Below are 14795 nucleotides of genomic sequence, written 5' to 3'. Positions count from 1 at the left end.
CTTGTGGGGGAGATGCCGGCAGGCAGAGGGGGTCTTGAGCCGCAGGCTCCACGAAACACCATCACTTTGTAAACCACACCCAAGGAGGAGTACCCCATGAGCACCGGATTTTTCGGCGATATCCAGAAAATCAAGTATGAAGGCCCTGATAGCACCAATCCGCTGGCCTTCCGCTATTACCAGCCGGACGAGATCGTTCTCGGCAAGCGGATGGAAGACCATCTGCGTTTCGCCGTTGCCTACTGGCACACCTTCACATGGCCGGGCGGTGACCCCTTTGGTGGGCAGACGTTCCTGCGTCCGTGGTTCGAAGACACGATGAAGGCTGCGAAGCTGAAGGCCGATGTGGCTTTCGAATTCTTCTCGCTGCTCGGCGCGCCCTATTATTGCTTCCACGACGCCGACGTGCGCCCCGAGGGCAAGAACTTTGCCGAGAACACCAAGAACCTCAACGAGATCGTCGATTACTTCGCGGAGAAGCAGGCTGCCACCGGCACCAAGCTGCTCTGGGGCACGGCGAACCTCTTCTCCAACCGCCGCTTCATGTCGGGTGCGGCAACCAATCCCGATCCCGATGTCTTCGCTTTCTCCGCCGCGACCGTAAAGACCTGCATGGACGCGACCATGAAGCTTGGTGGCGAGAACTACGTTCTGTGGGGCGGCCGCGAAGGCTATGAGACGCTGCTCAACACCGACCTCAAGCGCGAGCTCGACCAGATGGGCCGCTTCCTCAACCTCGTGGTCGAGTACAAGCACAAGATCGGCTTCAAGGGCCAGATCCTGATCGAGCCGAAGCCGCAGGAGCCGACCAAGCACCAGTACGACTATGACGTCGCCACGGTCTACGGCTTCCTGAAGAAGAACGGCCTCGAAAACGAAGTGAAGCTCAACATCGAGCAGGGCCACGCGATCCTCGCCGGCCACTCCTTCGAGCACGAACTGGCGCTCGCAAACGCGCTCGGCATCTTCGGCTCGATCGACATGAACCGCAACGACTACCAGTCCGGCTGGGATACCGACCAGTTCCCGAACAATGTTCCTGAGATGGCGCTGGCTTACTACCAGGTTCTGGCAGGTGGCGGCTTCACCTCCGGCGGCACCAACTTCGACGCCAAGCTGCGCCGCCAGTCGCTCGATCCGGCAGACCTCCTGATCGGTCACATCGGCGGCATGGATTGCTGCGCCCGTGGTCTGAAGGCTGCCGCCAAGATGATCGAGGACAAGGCGCTGTCGCAGCCGCTCGCCAACCGCTATGCCGGCTGGGATTCGGCCGAAAGCCAGAAGATGCTGCGCGGCGAATATTCGCTGGAGCAGATCACCGCCCGCGTCGAGAGCCAGGACATCAACCCGCAGCCGAAGTCCGGCCAGCAGGAACTGCTCGAAAACGTCGTCAACCGCTACGTCTGATCGGTAGCGGATTGCTGAAACAAGAAAGCCGGGGAGCATTCGCTTCCCGGCTTTTTCTATTGCGCTATCGGCTCAGGCCTCAGAACACCTGACGCAGGATGATGAAGAGCACGAAGGCGATGGCGATGGAGGCGGGCAGCGTCAGGATCCAGGCCATCAGCATGTTGCGCACCGTCGACCATTGCAGGCCGGAGCCATTCGCCGCCATCGTGCCGGCGACGCCCGACGACAGCACGTGGGTGGTCGAAACCGGCAGGCCGAGATGGTCGGCGGCGCCGATGGTGACCATGGCGACGACTTCGGCGGCTGCCCCCTGGCCATAGGTCAGGTGGGTCTTGCCGATCTTTTCGCCGACGGTGATGACGATGCGCTTCCAGCCGACCATGGTGCCGAGGCCGAGTGCGATGGCGACGGCGATCTTGACCCAGAGCGGGATGAACTTGGTCGCGTTGTCGACCGCCTTGTGATAGGCGCTCACCGCCTGCAGATCGGCCGGCTCCATGGCGAGCAGCTTCTGCTTGTCGATCAGCTTCAGGGCTTCGCCGATCAGGTAGATGTCGTTGCGGACGTTGCTGACCAGATGCGTGGGCACGGCTTCCAGCGTCGGGAAGGCGGCGACTTCGGCGCTCGTGGCGTGGATGAACTGCTGAAGTGCCGGCGTCGTTGCGTCCGTCCAGACCTTGTTCTTCACGGCATTGCTGACCTCGACGCGGAAATCGCCGGCGGCCGCACCCGGCTTCACATATTTGCCAAGCGCGGTTTCCACCTGGGCCGACGCGCTCTTGTAGGCTTCGAGGTAGTTGACATCGGGGGTGCGGTTGAGCGCGAAGGCGGTGGGGACGAGGCCGATCAGGATCAGCATGATCAGGCCCATGCCCTTCTGGCCGTCGTTCGATCCGTGGGCGAAGCTGACGCCGGTGCAGGTGAAGATCAAAAGACCGCGAATCCAGAGCGGCGGCGGATTGTTGCCCTTCGGCTCCTCGTAGAGCGCCTTGTTGCGTACCAGCACCTTCATGACCAGAAGCAGGACAGCCGAGAGGCCGAAGCCGATCAGCGGCGAGATCAGCAGCGACAGGCCGATGTTGGTAGCTTGCGACCAGTCGACACCGCTGGTGGCGCTACCCGCCGGCGCCAGGAACTGGTTGGCGAGGCCGACGCCGATGATCGAGCCGACAAGCGTGTGCGAGCTAGAGGATGGCAGGCCGAGATACCAGGTGCCGAGGTTCCAGAGGATGGCGGCGATCAACAGCGCGAAGACCATGGCGAGGCCGGAACCGGAGCCGACCTGCAGGATGAGCTCGACCGGAAGCAGCGCCAGGATGCCGAAGGCGACCGCGCCGCTCGACATCATGACGCCGAGGAAATTGAAGAAGCCCGACCAGATGACGGCAAATTCGGCCGGCATGGAGCGGGTGTAGATGACGGTGGCGACGGCATTTGCGGTGTCGTGGAAACCGTTGACGAATTCGAAGCCGAGCGCGATGAGCAATGCCAGGCCGAGCATGATCCAGGGAACGGCGGCGACGCTGGTGAGATCGCGCCCGAGCGCGTAACCGACATAGCCGAGACCGGCGACAAGCAGGAGGATGATGACGGGAAGGAACCACTTTTTCGAAGCCGACCCGTGCAGCGGGTGGTTCTCGTGATCCCGGTGAATAGTCTCGTTGGTGATGTCAGCCATCTCAGTTCCTCTCTCAGAAGCCGTCCCTTCGAGTTATGCCTGCTGCGTGAACCTCTCATGACAATTGTCAATTCCATGTGCCGGCATGGCACGCGATGTCGCATTGCGGCTGACCGCGATCTCGGCTCTATTGCGAACAGAAATCAGCATGCATGATCGGGAGGATCACATGAGCTTGCCTTTCCAACTTGCCGCCTGCGCCGAGATGATCTGGCGCGACCGACCGATCGAATGGCGGGCTAGCCGCCTGAAGGAGATGGGCTTCGGCGTCGGGCTGTGGAACTGGCCGGAGCATGATCTCGGCAAACTCGAGGCGACGGGCGCGACTTTCACCATAATGAACGGCTACCTCACCGGGCGGCTGACGGATGACGAGGGGGCGGCGGAGCTTTTGAAGACGGCGCGCGAGACGGCCAAGGTCGGCAAACGGCTCGGCGTGCAGCGTCTCAACCTGCACGGAACCGGGCTGGGCGAGGGCGGCCTGCCGGTGCAGCCGGTCGAGGTCGTCACCGGTCAGATGTGGCTGAAGGCGCGCGATACGCTCGCCCGCATCGTCGAGATGGCGGAGGCAGAGGACGTGGTCTTCACGCTCGAAAACCTCAACCTACCAGTCGATCATCCGGGCGTCCCCTTCGGCCGCGCCGAGGACACGCTGGCGCTGGTCTCCAGCATCGACCACCCGCGCCTGCGACTCAATCTCGACCTCTACCACGCGCAGATCGGCGAGGGGAACCTGATCGAACTCTGCCGCAAGAGCCTCCCATGGATCGGCGAAATCCAGGTCGCCGACGTCCCCGGCCGCATGGAGCCGGGCACCGGCGAGGTCAACTGGAAGGGCATCGCCCGGGCGCTGAAGGCGATGGGCTATGCCGGGCCTGTCGGCATGGAGGCGTTTGCGTCGGGTGACCCCGAGGCGGCGCTTGCGGCGTTCCGCGAGGCGTTTACGGTTTAGCGGCTGCCTTTGCCTCTTGATCGGTGCGCGCCGGCACTTTTGCCGTCAGGCCGATGCCGAGCGCCTTCATGACGGATAGCGTCGTCTTCAGCGTCGGGTTGCCCTCGGCGCTGAAGGAACGATAGAGCTGCTCCCGGGAGAGCCCCGTCTCACTGGCGATCTGGGTCATGCCCTTGGCGCGCGCAACGACGCCCAGCGCGTGGGCGATATAGCCGGCGTCCTCGGTCTCGAACGCTTCTTCTATGAAGACGGCAATTGCTTCGTCCGATGTCAGGTCATCGGCCGGATCGTAGTGGGTGAATTTCTCAGCCATTGTTCTCATTCCATTCGCTGAGCAGCCGTTTCGCCTCGGCGATATCGCGCTTCTGGCTGCCTTTGTCGCCACCGCAAAGAAGGATGATCAGCGTGTTGCCATCCTGCTTGAAGTAGATGCGGTAGCCTGGTCCGTAATGTATCCGCAGTTCGCTGATCCCGTCGCCGACCGGAACGGCATCGCCGGCATGTCCAAAAGCCAGCCTATCCAGCCGTGAAGCGATCAACGCCGTAGCGCGCTCGTCTTTCAAGCGTGCCCGCCATTTTCGAAAGGTCTCGGACTGCCTAAGTTCGAGCATAAGAAATTGTAGTTTTAAAACTACGAAATATCAAGCCATCATCGCACCGACCGCAGCCAGCCCTATACCAACATATAGGCCTTCCCATACCTCGGTTGCCTGTTGGGCCGTTAGGGCTCACGCTAGCTCTCCAGGTGAGCATTCGCGCTCCCTTGCAACCGCCAATCGAGAGGCCCCCATGTCCGATGATACCAATCACCAACGCCGTCGCTTCCTTGGCGCTGCGGCCTTCGCTGCTGCCGCTGTCGGCATTGCCGGCACTGTTCGTGCGCAGACGGCGGGAGCGGGAAGTGCGCTTGCGTCGGTCAAGCCGGGCACGAATACGTCCTTTCCGGCGCTGAAGCAGGTCAAGACCGGGGTGCTTGATATCGGCTATGCGGAGCTCGGCCCGGCCGATGGGCCCACCGTGCTGTTGCTGCATGGTTGGCCCTACGACATCCATAGCTTTGTCGATGTCGCGCCGGTTCTTGCCGATGCCGGTTATCGCGTGCTCATTCCCTATCTGCGCGGCTACGGGACGACTCGGTTCCTGTCTTCCAAGACACCGCGCAACGGACAGCAGGCGGCGATTGCCGTCGACATGATCGACTTCATGGATGCGCTGAAGATCGAGCGCGCGGTTATCGGCGGTTATGATTGGGGCGGGCGGACGGCGAATATCATGGCCGCGCTCTGGCCGGAGCGTTGCAAGGCCATGGTCTCAGTCAGCGGCTATCTGATCGGCAGCCAGGCGATCAACGAGAAGCCGCTGCCGCCGAAGGCCGAACTCTCCTGGTGGTATCAGTTCTATTTCGCGACCGAACGCGGGCGTGCGGGCTACGATGCCAACAGGCATGACTTCGCCAAGCTCATCTGGACGCTTGCCTCGCCGCAATGGCACTTCGACGACGCCACCTTCGATCGCACGGCGAAAGCCTTCGAAAATCCGGATCATGTCGCCATCACCATCCATAACTATCGCTGGCGGCTCGATCTCGCCAAGGGCGAGAAGAAATACGATGCGCTGGAGCGCAAGCTCGCGAAGCTGCCTGGCATCGGCGTGCCTGCTATCACCATGGAGGGTGATGCAAACGGCGCACCGCATACGGATCCTGCCTCCTACGCCAAGAAGTTCACCGGCAAATACGAGCATCGGACGATTACCGGCGGCATCGGACACAATCTGCCGCAAGAGGCGCCGGCGGCCTTCGCCCAGGCGATCATCGATGCCGATAAGCTTGCGTGAGTGGCTGCCATGACACGGAAAATCATGCTGCTTGCCGCCGCCACCGCTGTCGGCGCCACCGTCTTCGCGATCGGCTCGCTCGCCGGCGAGACACCCGCCGCCAAGCCGGTCTCGCCGATCTACGGCGTCTCCCTTCCAGAGGGCTACCGGCAGTGGGAGTTGATCGCGCCGGCGCTCGAGGATGCACCTCTGAACGAGCTGCGCGTGGTCGTCGGCAACGATATCGCCGTCAAGGCCTATCGCAATGGCACGCTTCCGTTTCCTGATGGAAGCGTGCTCGTCAAGCTCGCCTGGAAACGCACGCCATCGGCCGAATTCGCGCCTGCCTCGGTCCCCGGCGCGGCGACGACGGTGCAGGTCATGGTCAAGGATGCGAAGAAATACGCCGCCTCCGGCGGTTGGGGATTTGGCCGGTTCATCAATGGCGTTCCAGCCGACCAGGCCCAGCACGAGACCTGTTTTGCCTGTCATGAGGCGCGCGTGAACAATCACGACTATGTCTTTACCCGCTATGCGCCGTAGCCGATATCGCGTTTTGCGCTAGCGCTTCGACCACTGCTTCGACGGCGCCGAGACCGAATTGCGGACGACGAGATCCGGCTGCAGCAGGATCTCGGTTTCCGCCGGGTGGCCGTCCCCGAGAAACTCCAGCAGGAGGGCCATGGCCTGCTTGCCGATCGCGGTGCGCGGCTGGCGCACCGTCGTCAGCGGCGGCGACATGAATACCGCCTGGGGGACGTCGTCGAAGCCGGTGACGGAGAAGTCGCGGGGGATGTCGTAGCCGCGGGCATTGAGGCCGATCATCACGCCGATCGCCGTCTGGTCGTTGACGCACATGAAGGCTGTCGGCAGCGTGTCGCGCATGAAGAGTTGCTCAACGGCGTGTCGGCCGCTTTCGAGCGTACCGTCGCCTTCGAGAATGATGCGCTGGCCTTTGGCGACGCCGGCTGCATCCAGCCCCTCGTCATAGCCCTGGCGGCGCCTGGAATAGGCAAGCCGTGTCTTGCTGTCGCCGATGAAGGCGATCTTTCGGTGGCCCTCGGCGAGCAGCAGGTCGACCGCCTTGCGCGCGCCCTCGATATCGTCGACACCGACATAGGGAATGCCGCCGTTGAAGACCGGCTCGAAGACGCCGACGCTGGGCGGGAGCCTTGCTGTCATCGTCTGGTGGCCGAAGGGCAGGATGCCGGTGAAGAGAATCAATCCGGCGGCTTGGTTTGAATTCAGGAATTTGAGATATTCGAGGCCGCGCTGGGCGTCGTTCTGCGTATGGCCGATGAGAATGCCGTAGCCATGGGCGCGGGCCTCGTTCTCCAGGCCGATCAGAATGTTGGAAAAGTTGGGGTCGCCGATGTCGGGAGCCACGACCAGGATCATGTTGGAACGGCCGAGACGCAGGCTGCGCGCCATGGCGTTCGTCGTGTATCCTGTGATCGCGATCGCCTGGTTCACCTTCAGCCGCGTCGAGTTGGCGACCTTCTCCGGCGTGTGGATCGCCCGCGACACGGTCGCGATCGAAACCTCGGCGATCCGGGCGACATCCTCGATGGTTGCGGGCGTGGAATTCGACACTGCGTCCTGCCTTGGGGCTCAATTCGCGGCGACACTACACAGACTGAAGGATACGTCAAAGGGCGAAGCCAGGAGAACTTCGTGATACGATGATGTAAACCTTTACATCGCACATGTAAAGGTTTACACAAGGGTCAAGCGGGTGGGAGCCCGCAGGGGAGGACATCATGAGTGTGGAGACTGTCGAGGCGGCGCCGGTGGTGTTGTCGGCCCGACGCATATGCAAATCCTTCAATGGGGTGCAGGTCCTCTTCAGCGTCAATTTCGAGCTGCGCGCGGGCGAAATCCATGCGCTGATGGGCGAGAACGGCGCCGGAAAGTCGACCCTCGTCAAGGTGATGTCCGGCTTCGAACAGCCGACCTCGGGCGAGATCATTCTCGATGGCCAGCCGGTCGTGCTGCCGCCGAATGGCGCGGCCGAGGCGCTGGGCATCGTCATCATCCACCAGGAATTCAATCTCGCGGATCATCTGACGGTCGCCGAAAGCCTGTTTCTCGGCCGCGAGGTCACGCGTTTCGGCGTGCTCGATCGCAAGTTCATGCGCGCGGAAACCCGCAAGGCGCTCGATCTGCTCGGCTCGCATGTCGATGAGAACGCGCTGATCAGCACGCTTTCGATCGCCGACAAGCAGATGGTGGAGATCGCCAAGGCGATCAGCCGCGATGCGCGCGTGGTGTTCATGGACGAGCCGACGGCGGTGTTGTCGCGCGAAGAGACCAATTTCCTGTTCAAGCAGGTGCGCAAGCTGCGCGACAAGGGCACCAGCTTCGTCTTCGTCTCGCACAAGCTCGACGAGGTCATGGAACTGACCGACCGGGTCACCGTGCTGCGCGACGGGCAGTGGGTGAAGACGGCGCCGACGGCGATGCTCGACGGTGAATCGATCGCGCAGCTGATGGTCGGCCGCGAGCTTTCCAGCCTCTATCCGACCAAGAACGAGCCTGACGTCGACGAAGAGATCGTGCTGAAGGTCGAGGGCATCTCGACCGGCTATGTGCAGGATGCGAGCTTCGAGGTGCGCAAGGGCGAAATCATCGGTTTTTCCGGCATGATCGGCTCCGGCCGCACCGAGCTGATGGAGGCGATCGCCGGTCTGCGCGGCCGTACTGCCGGCGAGGTGGTCATCCGCGGCGAGAGCGTTGCCTCGGGCGATGTGCACGCGGCCAATCGCGCCGGGCTGGCCTACATGACCAAGGATCGCAAGCACAAGGGCCTGCTGCTCGGCTCCAACATGCTGGCAAACCTGACGCTGCAATCGCTGGGTCAGCATTCGCGACACGGCTATCTCAGCCCCAGCAGTGAGGCTGCGGCGCTGGCGAAAGCACGGCGGCGCTTCGATATCCGCGTGCGCGACGCCAATATTGTGGCCGGGCGCATGTCCGGCGGCAACCAGCAGAAGCTGCTGCTCGCCAAGGTCATGGAGACCGATCCAGAGATCATCATCATCGACGAGCCGACGCGTGGCATCGATGTCGGCACCAAGCAGCAGATCTATCATTTCATCTCGGCACTGGCGCGCGACGGGCGCTCGATCATCGTCGTCTCCTCGGAGATGCCCGAGGTGATCGGGCTCTGCACCCGGGTGGCTGTCATGCGCGAAGGGCGGATCGTCGGCGTGCTCGAAGGCGACGAGATCTCCGAGCAGGAGATCATGCGCTATGCGGCGGGCCTGAAGAAAAAGGCCGCCTGAGGCGGTCGCAAGAGATAACCGCCGACGCGGCGGAACGACGGACAAAATGCCTGCAGGCATGACGGGAGGATGGCTTTGGATATGAGTGCGAACGACGAGACCAGTCAGATCAGACGGCGCTCCTGGCGGGATATCGATCTCAGGGCGGTCGCGCCGTTCGCGGCGCTGGCGCTGCTGCTTGTTGTCGGCGCGCTGGTCAATCCGAATTTTATCGGCATTACCAACCTCGCCAATGTCGCGACGCGCAGCGCCTTCATCGCCATCATCGCCGTCGGCGCCACCTTCGTTATCTCGTCGGGGGATCTCGATCTCTCGGTGGGGTCGATGGTCGCCTTCGTCGCCAGCCTGATGATCCTGTTGATGAATTCCGGCCTTATTGCCGATCCGGCCTTGATGCTTGTTGTCGCCGTCGTCTTCACCATCGTCGCCGGTGCGCTCTGCGGTTTGGCGAACGGGCTGATCACCACGGTCGGCAAGATCGAGCCGTTCATCGCCACGCTCGGCACCATGGGCATCTATCGCGGCCTAACGACATGGCTCTCACAAGGCGGCGCGATCACGCTGCGCTCGGCCGAGCAGCAGTCGCTCTACCGCCCCGTCTATTTCGGCTCGATCGCCGGCGTGCCGGTGCCGATCATCGTCATCCTCGCAGTCACAGCGGTCGCCGCCTTCATTCTTTACCGCACGCGCTATGGCCGCCATGTCACGGCCGTCGGCTCGAACCGCGACGTGGCGCGCTATTCCGGCATCGCCGTCAACAAGGTGCGCACCATCGCCTTCGTCATCCAGGGGCTTTGCGTGGCCATCGCCGTGCTGCTTTACGTGCCGCGTCTCGGCTCGACCTCCGCGACAACGGGCATTCTGTGGGAGCTGCAGGCGATTACCGCCGTCGTCGTCGGTGGCACGGCGCTGAAGGGCGGGGCAGGGCGTGTCTGGGGCACGATCTGCGGCGCCTTCATTCTGGAGCTTGTCGGCAACATCATGCTGCTCTCGAATTTCATCTCGGAATATCTGATCGGCGCCATCCAGGGCTCGATCATCATCATCGCCATGCTCGTGCAGCGGTCGCTGGCGCGCAGGTAGCAAGGGATTGGCCGGGTCGGCGGGGCGCCCGGTCTCAAGGTTCGCAAGCCCTGGGGTTTAATGGGAGGAAAACAGACATGCGTAAGACACTATTCAGTTTGGCGGTCGTGACGGCGGCGCTGCTCGCCGGCGTCGCTCACTCGGCGGACAAGAAGACCATCGGCGTATCGATCCCGGCGGCCGACCATGGCTGGACCTCCGGCGTGGTGTTCCATGCCGAGCGCGTCGCCAAGCTCCTGATGGCCGAGCACCCTGACCTCACCGTCATCGTCAAGACCTCGCCGGATGCCGCAAGCCAGGCAAACGCCGTGCAGGATCTGGCAACGCAGGGCATGGACGCGCTGGTCATCCTGCCGTCCGATCCGGATCCGCTCGTCAACGCCATTAAGGAAGTCAAGGACAAGGGCACCTTCGTGGCGCTGGTCGACCGTGCACCGAGCACCAACGACGATAGCGTGCGTGACATCTACATCGCCGGCAACAACCCGGCGCTTGGCGAAGTCGCCGGCAAGTACATCAAGGAAACCACGCCGGACGCACAGGTCGTCGTCATCCGCGGTCTGCCGATCCCGATCGACCAGCAGCGCCAGGACGGCTTCGACAAGGGCATCGCCGGCTCCAACGTCAAGGTTCTCGACCGCCAGTTCGGCAACTGGAACCGCGACGACGCCTTCAAGGTGATGCAGGACTATCTCACCAAGTACCCGAAGATCGACGTGGTCTGGTGCCAGGACGACGACATGGCCGTCGGCGTGCTGCAGGCGATCGAGCAGGCCAAGCGCACCGACATCAAGTATGTCGTGGCCGGCGCCGGCTCCAAGGACATGGTCAAGAAGGTCATGGACGGCGACAAGATGATCCCCGTCGACGTTCTCTATCCGCCGGCGATGGTTGGCACCGCCATGGAACTGACGGCCGCGTCGCTCTACGACCAGGTCCCGGTTCGCGGCACTTACATCCTCGACGCCACGCTGGTGACGAAGGACAACGCCAAGGACTTCTACTTCCCGGATTCGCCGTTCTGATCCTTGTGAACACGAGGCGCCCGCTCGAAAGGGCGGGCGTCTTTCATTGTGGCGGCAGGCCTGCCTTGGCGAGGTCGCCGACAAAACGCTCGATGAAGGTTTCGCTCATCGCCGGTTTGAGGCCGAAATAGAATTCACGCCTGGCATCATCAAGCGTCATGCCCGGCCGGAAGTTGTAGAGCTCGGCAATCGTGCGGCGCGCCTCCTCGATCTTGCCCTGCCGTCCCTGGATCGCCACGAGCGCCATCGCCGGCCAGAAGGTGACGTTCGGCGAGCGCATCGATGCGCGGGCGGCGTCGGCCGCCTCGTCGAGTTTGTCCATCTGGTAGTTCGCGAAGGCCATCATGCTGTGAAAGGTCCAGAGATGCGGGTCGCGCGGGCTGAGACGAAAGGCTTCGCTGAATTCGGGCATGCCCTCCTGCGGCCGATCGGCATAGCAGAGCGCCTGGCCGAGCGCGAAATGCGCCTGGGCAAAGCTGTGGTCCAGTTTCACCGCATGACGAAGATGGGCGATCCCTGCTTCCGTGGCGCCGTCGAGCGCCAGCGCCCGGCCGAGTGCCAGATGTGCGGCGGGCTCCTTCTGATCGAGCGTGATCGCGCGTTCGGCAAGCTCGATCGCCTCGCATATGCGCCCGGAACGCTCCTCCAGCGAGCCATACCAGCCGAGCTGGATGTGGACGTAAGCGAGCCGCGCCTGCGCCTGCGCGAAGCTCGGATCGATGGCGATTGCCTGCTCGAACAGCTGTTTGGCCGTGTTCAATTCGTCGATGGTGAAGCGGTAGAGATGCCAGAGGCCCTTCAGATAGATTTCCCAGGCGGTCATGTCGACAATCGAGCGGCCGCGCAGCGCCGCGAATTCGATGGCGCTCAATTCGGGCTCGATAGTTCCGGTGATTTCGGAGGCGATCTCGTCCTGGAGGTCGAAGATATCGGCCAGCATGCGGTCATAGCGCTCGGCCCAGAGCAGCGTGCCCTCGCTGCCATCCAGGAGCTGCGCGGTGATGCGGATGCGGGTGTCGGAGCGGCGGACGCTGCCTTCGAGCACGTATTTGACGCCGAGATCCTCGGCAACGCGGCGGGCATCGACGGCGCGGCCCTTGAAGCTGAAGGACGAGTTGCGGGCGGCGACCAGCAGCCAGCGACAGCGCGCCAGGGTGGCGATCAGCTCGTCGGTGAAACCGTCGGAGAAATGCTCCTGCCCCTCGATGCTCGACATGTTGGCAAAGGGAAGCACGGCGATCGACGGGCGTTTACCCTGCGGCGGCTGGGTGGGGATCGCCCGGTCCGGGGGCTCGTCGTCCAGACTTTCCGTCTGGCTGCCCGGCGGAAACCAGCGCCACACCCTGACGGTCTGCTCGATGTTCTTCAGTTTGCGATTGCCGAAGTCGGTGGCCTCGAAATCGAGCGCCGTGCCGATCTGATCGCGCACCTGCTGCGAAAGGCAGATGCCGCCGGCCGGCGCCAGCGCCTGCAGCCGCGCGGCGATGTTGACGCTCTCGCCGAAGATATCGCCATCTTCGTTGAGGACGTCGCCGACATGGATGCCGATGCGCCAGATCATCCGGCGGTCGGGCACGACATCGTGATTGCCGGCGAGAATGGCCTCTTGGATCTCCATTGCGCAGCGCAATGCGTCGACCACGCTGGAAAACTGCGCCAGCGTGCCGTCTCCGACGAACTTCACGACATGTCCGCGATGCCTGGTGATGGTGGGGACGATGGTCTCGGTGTTGTGGCGCTTCAGCGCCGCGAAGGTGCCCGCTTCGTCAAGGCCCATCAGCCGGGAGAAGCCGACAACATCCGCATCCAAGATTGCCGCCAGCCGCCGCGTCATGGACCACCCTCCTGGTCGGACCAAGAGTAGCACGCGGTGGCGGGAAGTCTACAAAGATGCGCCGGGCCATAGTGGCCCGCGACGCCAGAGCCAAGAAATGCGGTACGTACGTCTTGCGACTGGGTGCCCGACATGGTTTAGTCGCAACCGTCCATTTCCGCCCATCGGGGCAGGATTTGCATTCTCGCCAAAATCGGCTTGCAGAGTGCAAATCGCGTGTTAGAACTACACCAGAAACGTTTACGGTCATCATTCAGGGAGGAATTGACATGAAAACGATCAAGGGCCCAGGCTTGTTCCTCGGGCAGTTCGCGGGCGATGCCGCACCTTTCAACTCGTGGGATTCGATCACCAAGTGGGCAGCCGATATCGGCTACAAGGGCGTGCAGGTTCCGACCTGGGCGGGCCAGCTGATCGACCTCAAGAAGGCTGCATCATCCAAGGATTATTGCGACGAGTTCGCCGGTGTGGCGCGCCAGAACGGCGTCGAGATCACCGAGCTCTCCACCCATCTGCAAGGCCAGCTGGTTGCCGTTCATCCTGCTTATGACGAAGCCTTCGACGGCTTTGCGGCACCCGAAGTGCGCGGCAATCCGAAGGCGCGCCAGGAATGGGCCGTCGAGCAGGTGAAGATGGCGCTGACGGCGTCCAAGCATCTCGGCATCAAGGCGCATGCGACGTTTTCCGGCGCGCTTGCCTGGCCCTTCATCTATCCGTGGCCGCAGCGCCCGGCCGGTCTGGTCGAGACGGCCTTCGACGAACTTGCCAAGCGCTGGACGCCGATCCTCAATCACGCCGACGAAAACGGCGTCGATATCTGCTACGAGATCCATCCCGGCGAAGACCTGCATGACGGTGTCACCTTCGAGATGTTCCTCGAGCGCGTGAAGAACCATCCGCGCGCCAACATGCTCTACGATCCCTCGCACTACGTGCTGCAGTGCCTGGATTACCTGGATAACATCGACATCTACAAAGACCGGATCAAGATGTTCCACGTCAAGGATGCCGAGTTCAACCCGACGGGTCGCCAGGGCGTCTATGGCGGTTACCAGGGCTGGGTCGAACGCGCCGGCCGCTTCCGTTCGCTCGGCGACGGCCAGGTCGATTTCGGGGCGGTGTTCTCGAAGATGACGGCCAACAACTTCGATGGCTGGGCTGTGGTCGAATGGGAATGCGCGCTGAAGCATCCCGAGGACGGCGCGCGCGAAGGTGCCGAGTTCGTCAAGTCGCACATCATCCGCGTGACGGAGAAGGCGTTCGACGACTTCGCCGGCAGCGGTACGGACCAGGCGGCCAATCGGCGGATGCTGGGGATTTAATCAGCGAAGACCCCTCCCCAACCCCTCCCCACAAGGGGGAGGGGCTCAGGTGAGGCGCCGCCGCGAGTCCTCTCCCTCCTTGTGGGGGAGATGCCGGGAGGCAGAGGGGGACTTTTCCGCAAAGCACAAATTTGGAGGAACACATGGCAATCGAAGCATCAACGGAACACACGCGCGAGCCGCGCATTCGTCTTGGCATGGTCGGCGGTGGCGCCGGCGCTTTCATTGGCGCGGTGCACCGCATCGCGGCGCGTATCGACGACCAGTATGAGCTGATCGCGGGCGCGCTGTCGTCGACGCCGGAAAAGGCGTTGGCGTCGGGCGCCGATCTTGGGCTCGATCCGACCCGCACCTATTCCAGCTATCGCGAGATGGCGATCCGCGAGGCGAAG

The 14795-nt window shown here is 62.9% G+C and carries 13 protein-coding genes and 1 pseudogene; 9 read left to right on the top strand and 5 right to left on the bottom strand.

Annotation, left to right across the window (positions count from 1 at the left end; genetic code table 11):
- The first annotated feature begins 96 nt into the window (after positions 1-96).
- The gene (gene xylA, locus B3605_RS08725) at positions 97-1407 is read left to right on the top strand and encodes a xylose isomerase (RefSeq protein ID WP_047509719.1); all 1311 of its coding nucleotides are present in this window, start codon (positions 97-99) and stop codon (positions 1405-1407) included.
- 79 nt (positions 1408-1486) lie between these two features.
- Here xylA and B3605_RS08720 read toward each other — a convergent pair whose 3' ends face one another.
- Positions 1487-3088, bottom strand: a complete 1602-nt coding sequence (locus B3605_RS08720) for an inorganic phosphate transporter (RefSeq protein WP_112944171.1) — start codon at positions 3086-3088, stop codon at positions 1487-1489.
- A 169-nt stretch (positions 3089-3257) separates the two neighbouring features.
- Between B3605_RS08720 and B3605_RS08715 the strand changes: the two genes are divergently transcribed.
- The gene (locus B3605_RS08715) at positions 3258-4040 is read left to right on the top strand and encodes a TIM barrel protein (protein ID WP_112944223.1); all 783 of its coding nucleotides are present in this window, start codon (positions 3258-3260) and stop codon (positions 4038-4040) included.
- Here the strand turns inward: B3605_RS08715 and B3605_RS08710 are convergent.
- Positions 4030-4353, bottom strand: coding sequence for an addiction module antidote protein (locus B3605_RS08710; protein WP_112944170.1), 324 nt, complete (start codon positions 4351-4353; stop codon positions 4030-4032). The genes B3605_RS08715 and B3605_RS08710 overlap by 11 nt on opposite strands.
- The gene (locus B3605_RS08705; RefSeq protein ID WP_112944169.1) at positions 4346-4651 is read right to left on the bottom strand and encodes a type II toxin-antitoxin system RelE/ParE family toxin; all 306 of its coding nucleotides are present in this window, start codon (positions 4649-4651) and stop codon (positions 4346-4348) included. Before B3605_RS08705 ends, B3605_RS08710 begins: the two co-directional genes overlap by 8 nt.
- A 178-nt stretch (positions 4652-4829) precedes the next feature.
- On the opposite strand from B3605_RS08705, the gene B3605_RS08700 reads away from it, so the two are divergent.
- Both B3605_RS08700 and B3605_RS08695 read left to right on the top strand, forming a co-directional pair.
- Complete coding sequence (locus tag B3605_RS08700) at positions 4830-5876, top strand: alpha/beta fold hydrolase (RefSeq protein WP_296433533.1); 1047 nt, start codon at positions 4830-4832, stop codon at positions 5874-5876.
- Positions 5877-5885: 9 nt separating this feature from the next.
- Positions 5886-6398, top strand: coding sequence for a cytochrome P460 family protein (locus B3605_RS08695; RefSeq protein ID WP_409457186.1), 513 nt, complete (start codon positions 5886-5888; stop codon positions 6396-6398).
- Between the two features lie 18 nt (positions 6399-6416).
- Here the strand turns inward: B3605_RS08695 and B3605_RS08690 are convergent, their stop codons facing one another.
- On the bottom strand, positions 6417-7448 hold the full coding sequence (locus tag B3605_RS08690; RefSeq protein ID WP_112532929.1) for a LacI family DNA-binding transcriptional regulator: 1032 nt from the start codon (positions 7446-7448) through the stop codon (positions 6417-6419).
- Between the two features lie 167 nt (positions 7449-7615).
- On the opposite strand from B3605_RS08690, the gene B3605_RS08685 reads away from it, so the two are divergent.
- From B3605_RS08685 to B3605_RS08675, 3 genes are all read left to right on the top strand, one after another.
- Complete coding sequence (locus B3605_RS08685) at positions 7616-9139, top strand: sugar ABC transporter ATP-binding protein (protein WP_112944166.1); 1524 nt, start codon at positions 7616-7618, stop codon at positions 9137-9139.
- 81 nt (positions 9140-9220) lie between these two features.
- Positions 9221-10222, top strand: a complete 1002-nt coding sequence (locus B3605_RS08680) for an ABC transporter permease (protein WP_112944165.1) — start codon at positions 9221-9223, stop codon at positions 10220-10222.
- 77 nt (positions 10223-10299) lie between these two features.
- Positions 10300-11247, top strand: coding sequence for a substrate-binding domain-containing protein (locus B3605_RS08675; RefSeq protein ID WP_037179586.1), 948 nt, complete (start codon positions 10300-10302; stop codon positions 11245-11247).
- Positions 11248-11290: 43 nt separating this feature from the next.
- Here the strand turns inward: B3605_RS08675 and B3605_RS08670 are convergent, their stop codons facing one another.
- On the bottom strand, positions 11291-13081 hold the full coding sequence (locus B3605_RS08670) for an adenylate/guanylate cyclase domain-containing protein (protein ID WP_112944164.1): 1791 nt from the start codon (positions 13079-13081) through the stop codon (positions 11291-11293).
- A gap of 269 nt (positions 13082-13350) precedes the next feature.
- Between B3605_RS08670 and B3605_RS08665 the strand changes: the two genes are divergently transcribed.
- Both B3605_RS08665 and B3605_RS08660 read left to right on the top strand, forming a co-directional pair.
- Entirely contained in the window at positions 13351-14403 is a 1053-nt protein-coding gene (locus tag B3605_RS08665; RefSeq protein ID WP_112944163.1) for a sugar phosphate isomerase/epimerase family protein, read from the top strand.
- Positions 14404-14546: 143 nt separating this feature from the next.
- Positions 14547-14795, top strand: a pseudogene (locus B3605_RS08660) (gfo/Idh/MocA family oxidoreductase); the annotation flags it as partial.

The sequence above is a fragment of the Rhizobium sp. UBA1881 genome (assembly GCF_002338015.1).
Taxonomy (GTDB): Bacteria; Pseudomonadota; Alphaproteobacteria; order Rhizobiales; family Rhizobiaceae; genus Rhizobium.
Note: the sequence above shows the minus strand (reverse complement) of the source record. Positions and strands in the feature narration are given on the sequence as shown.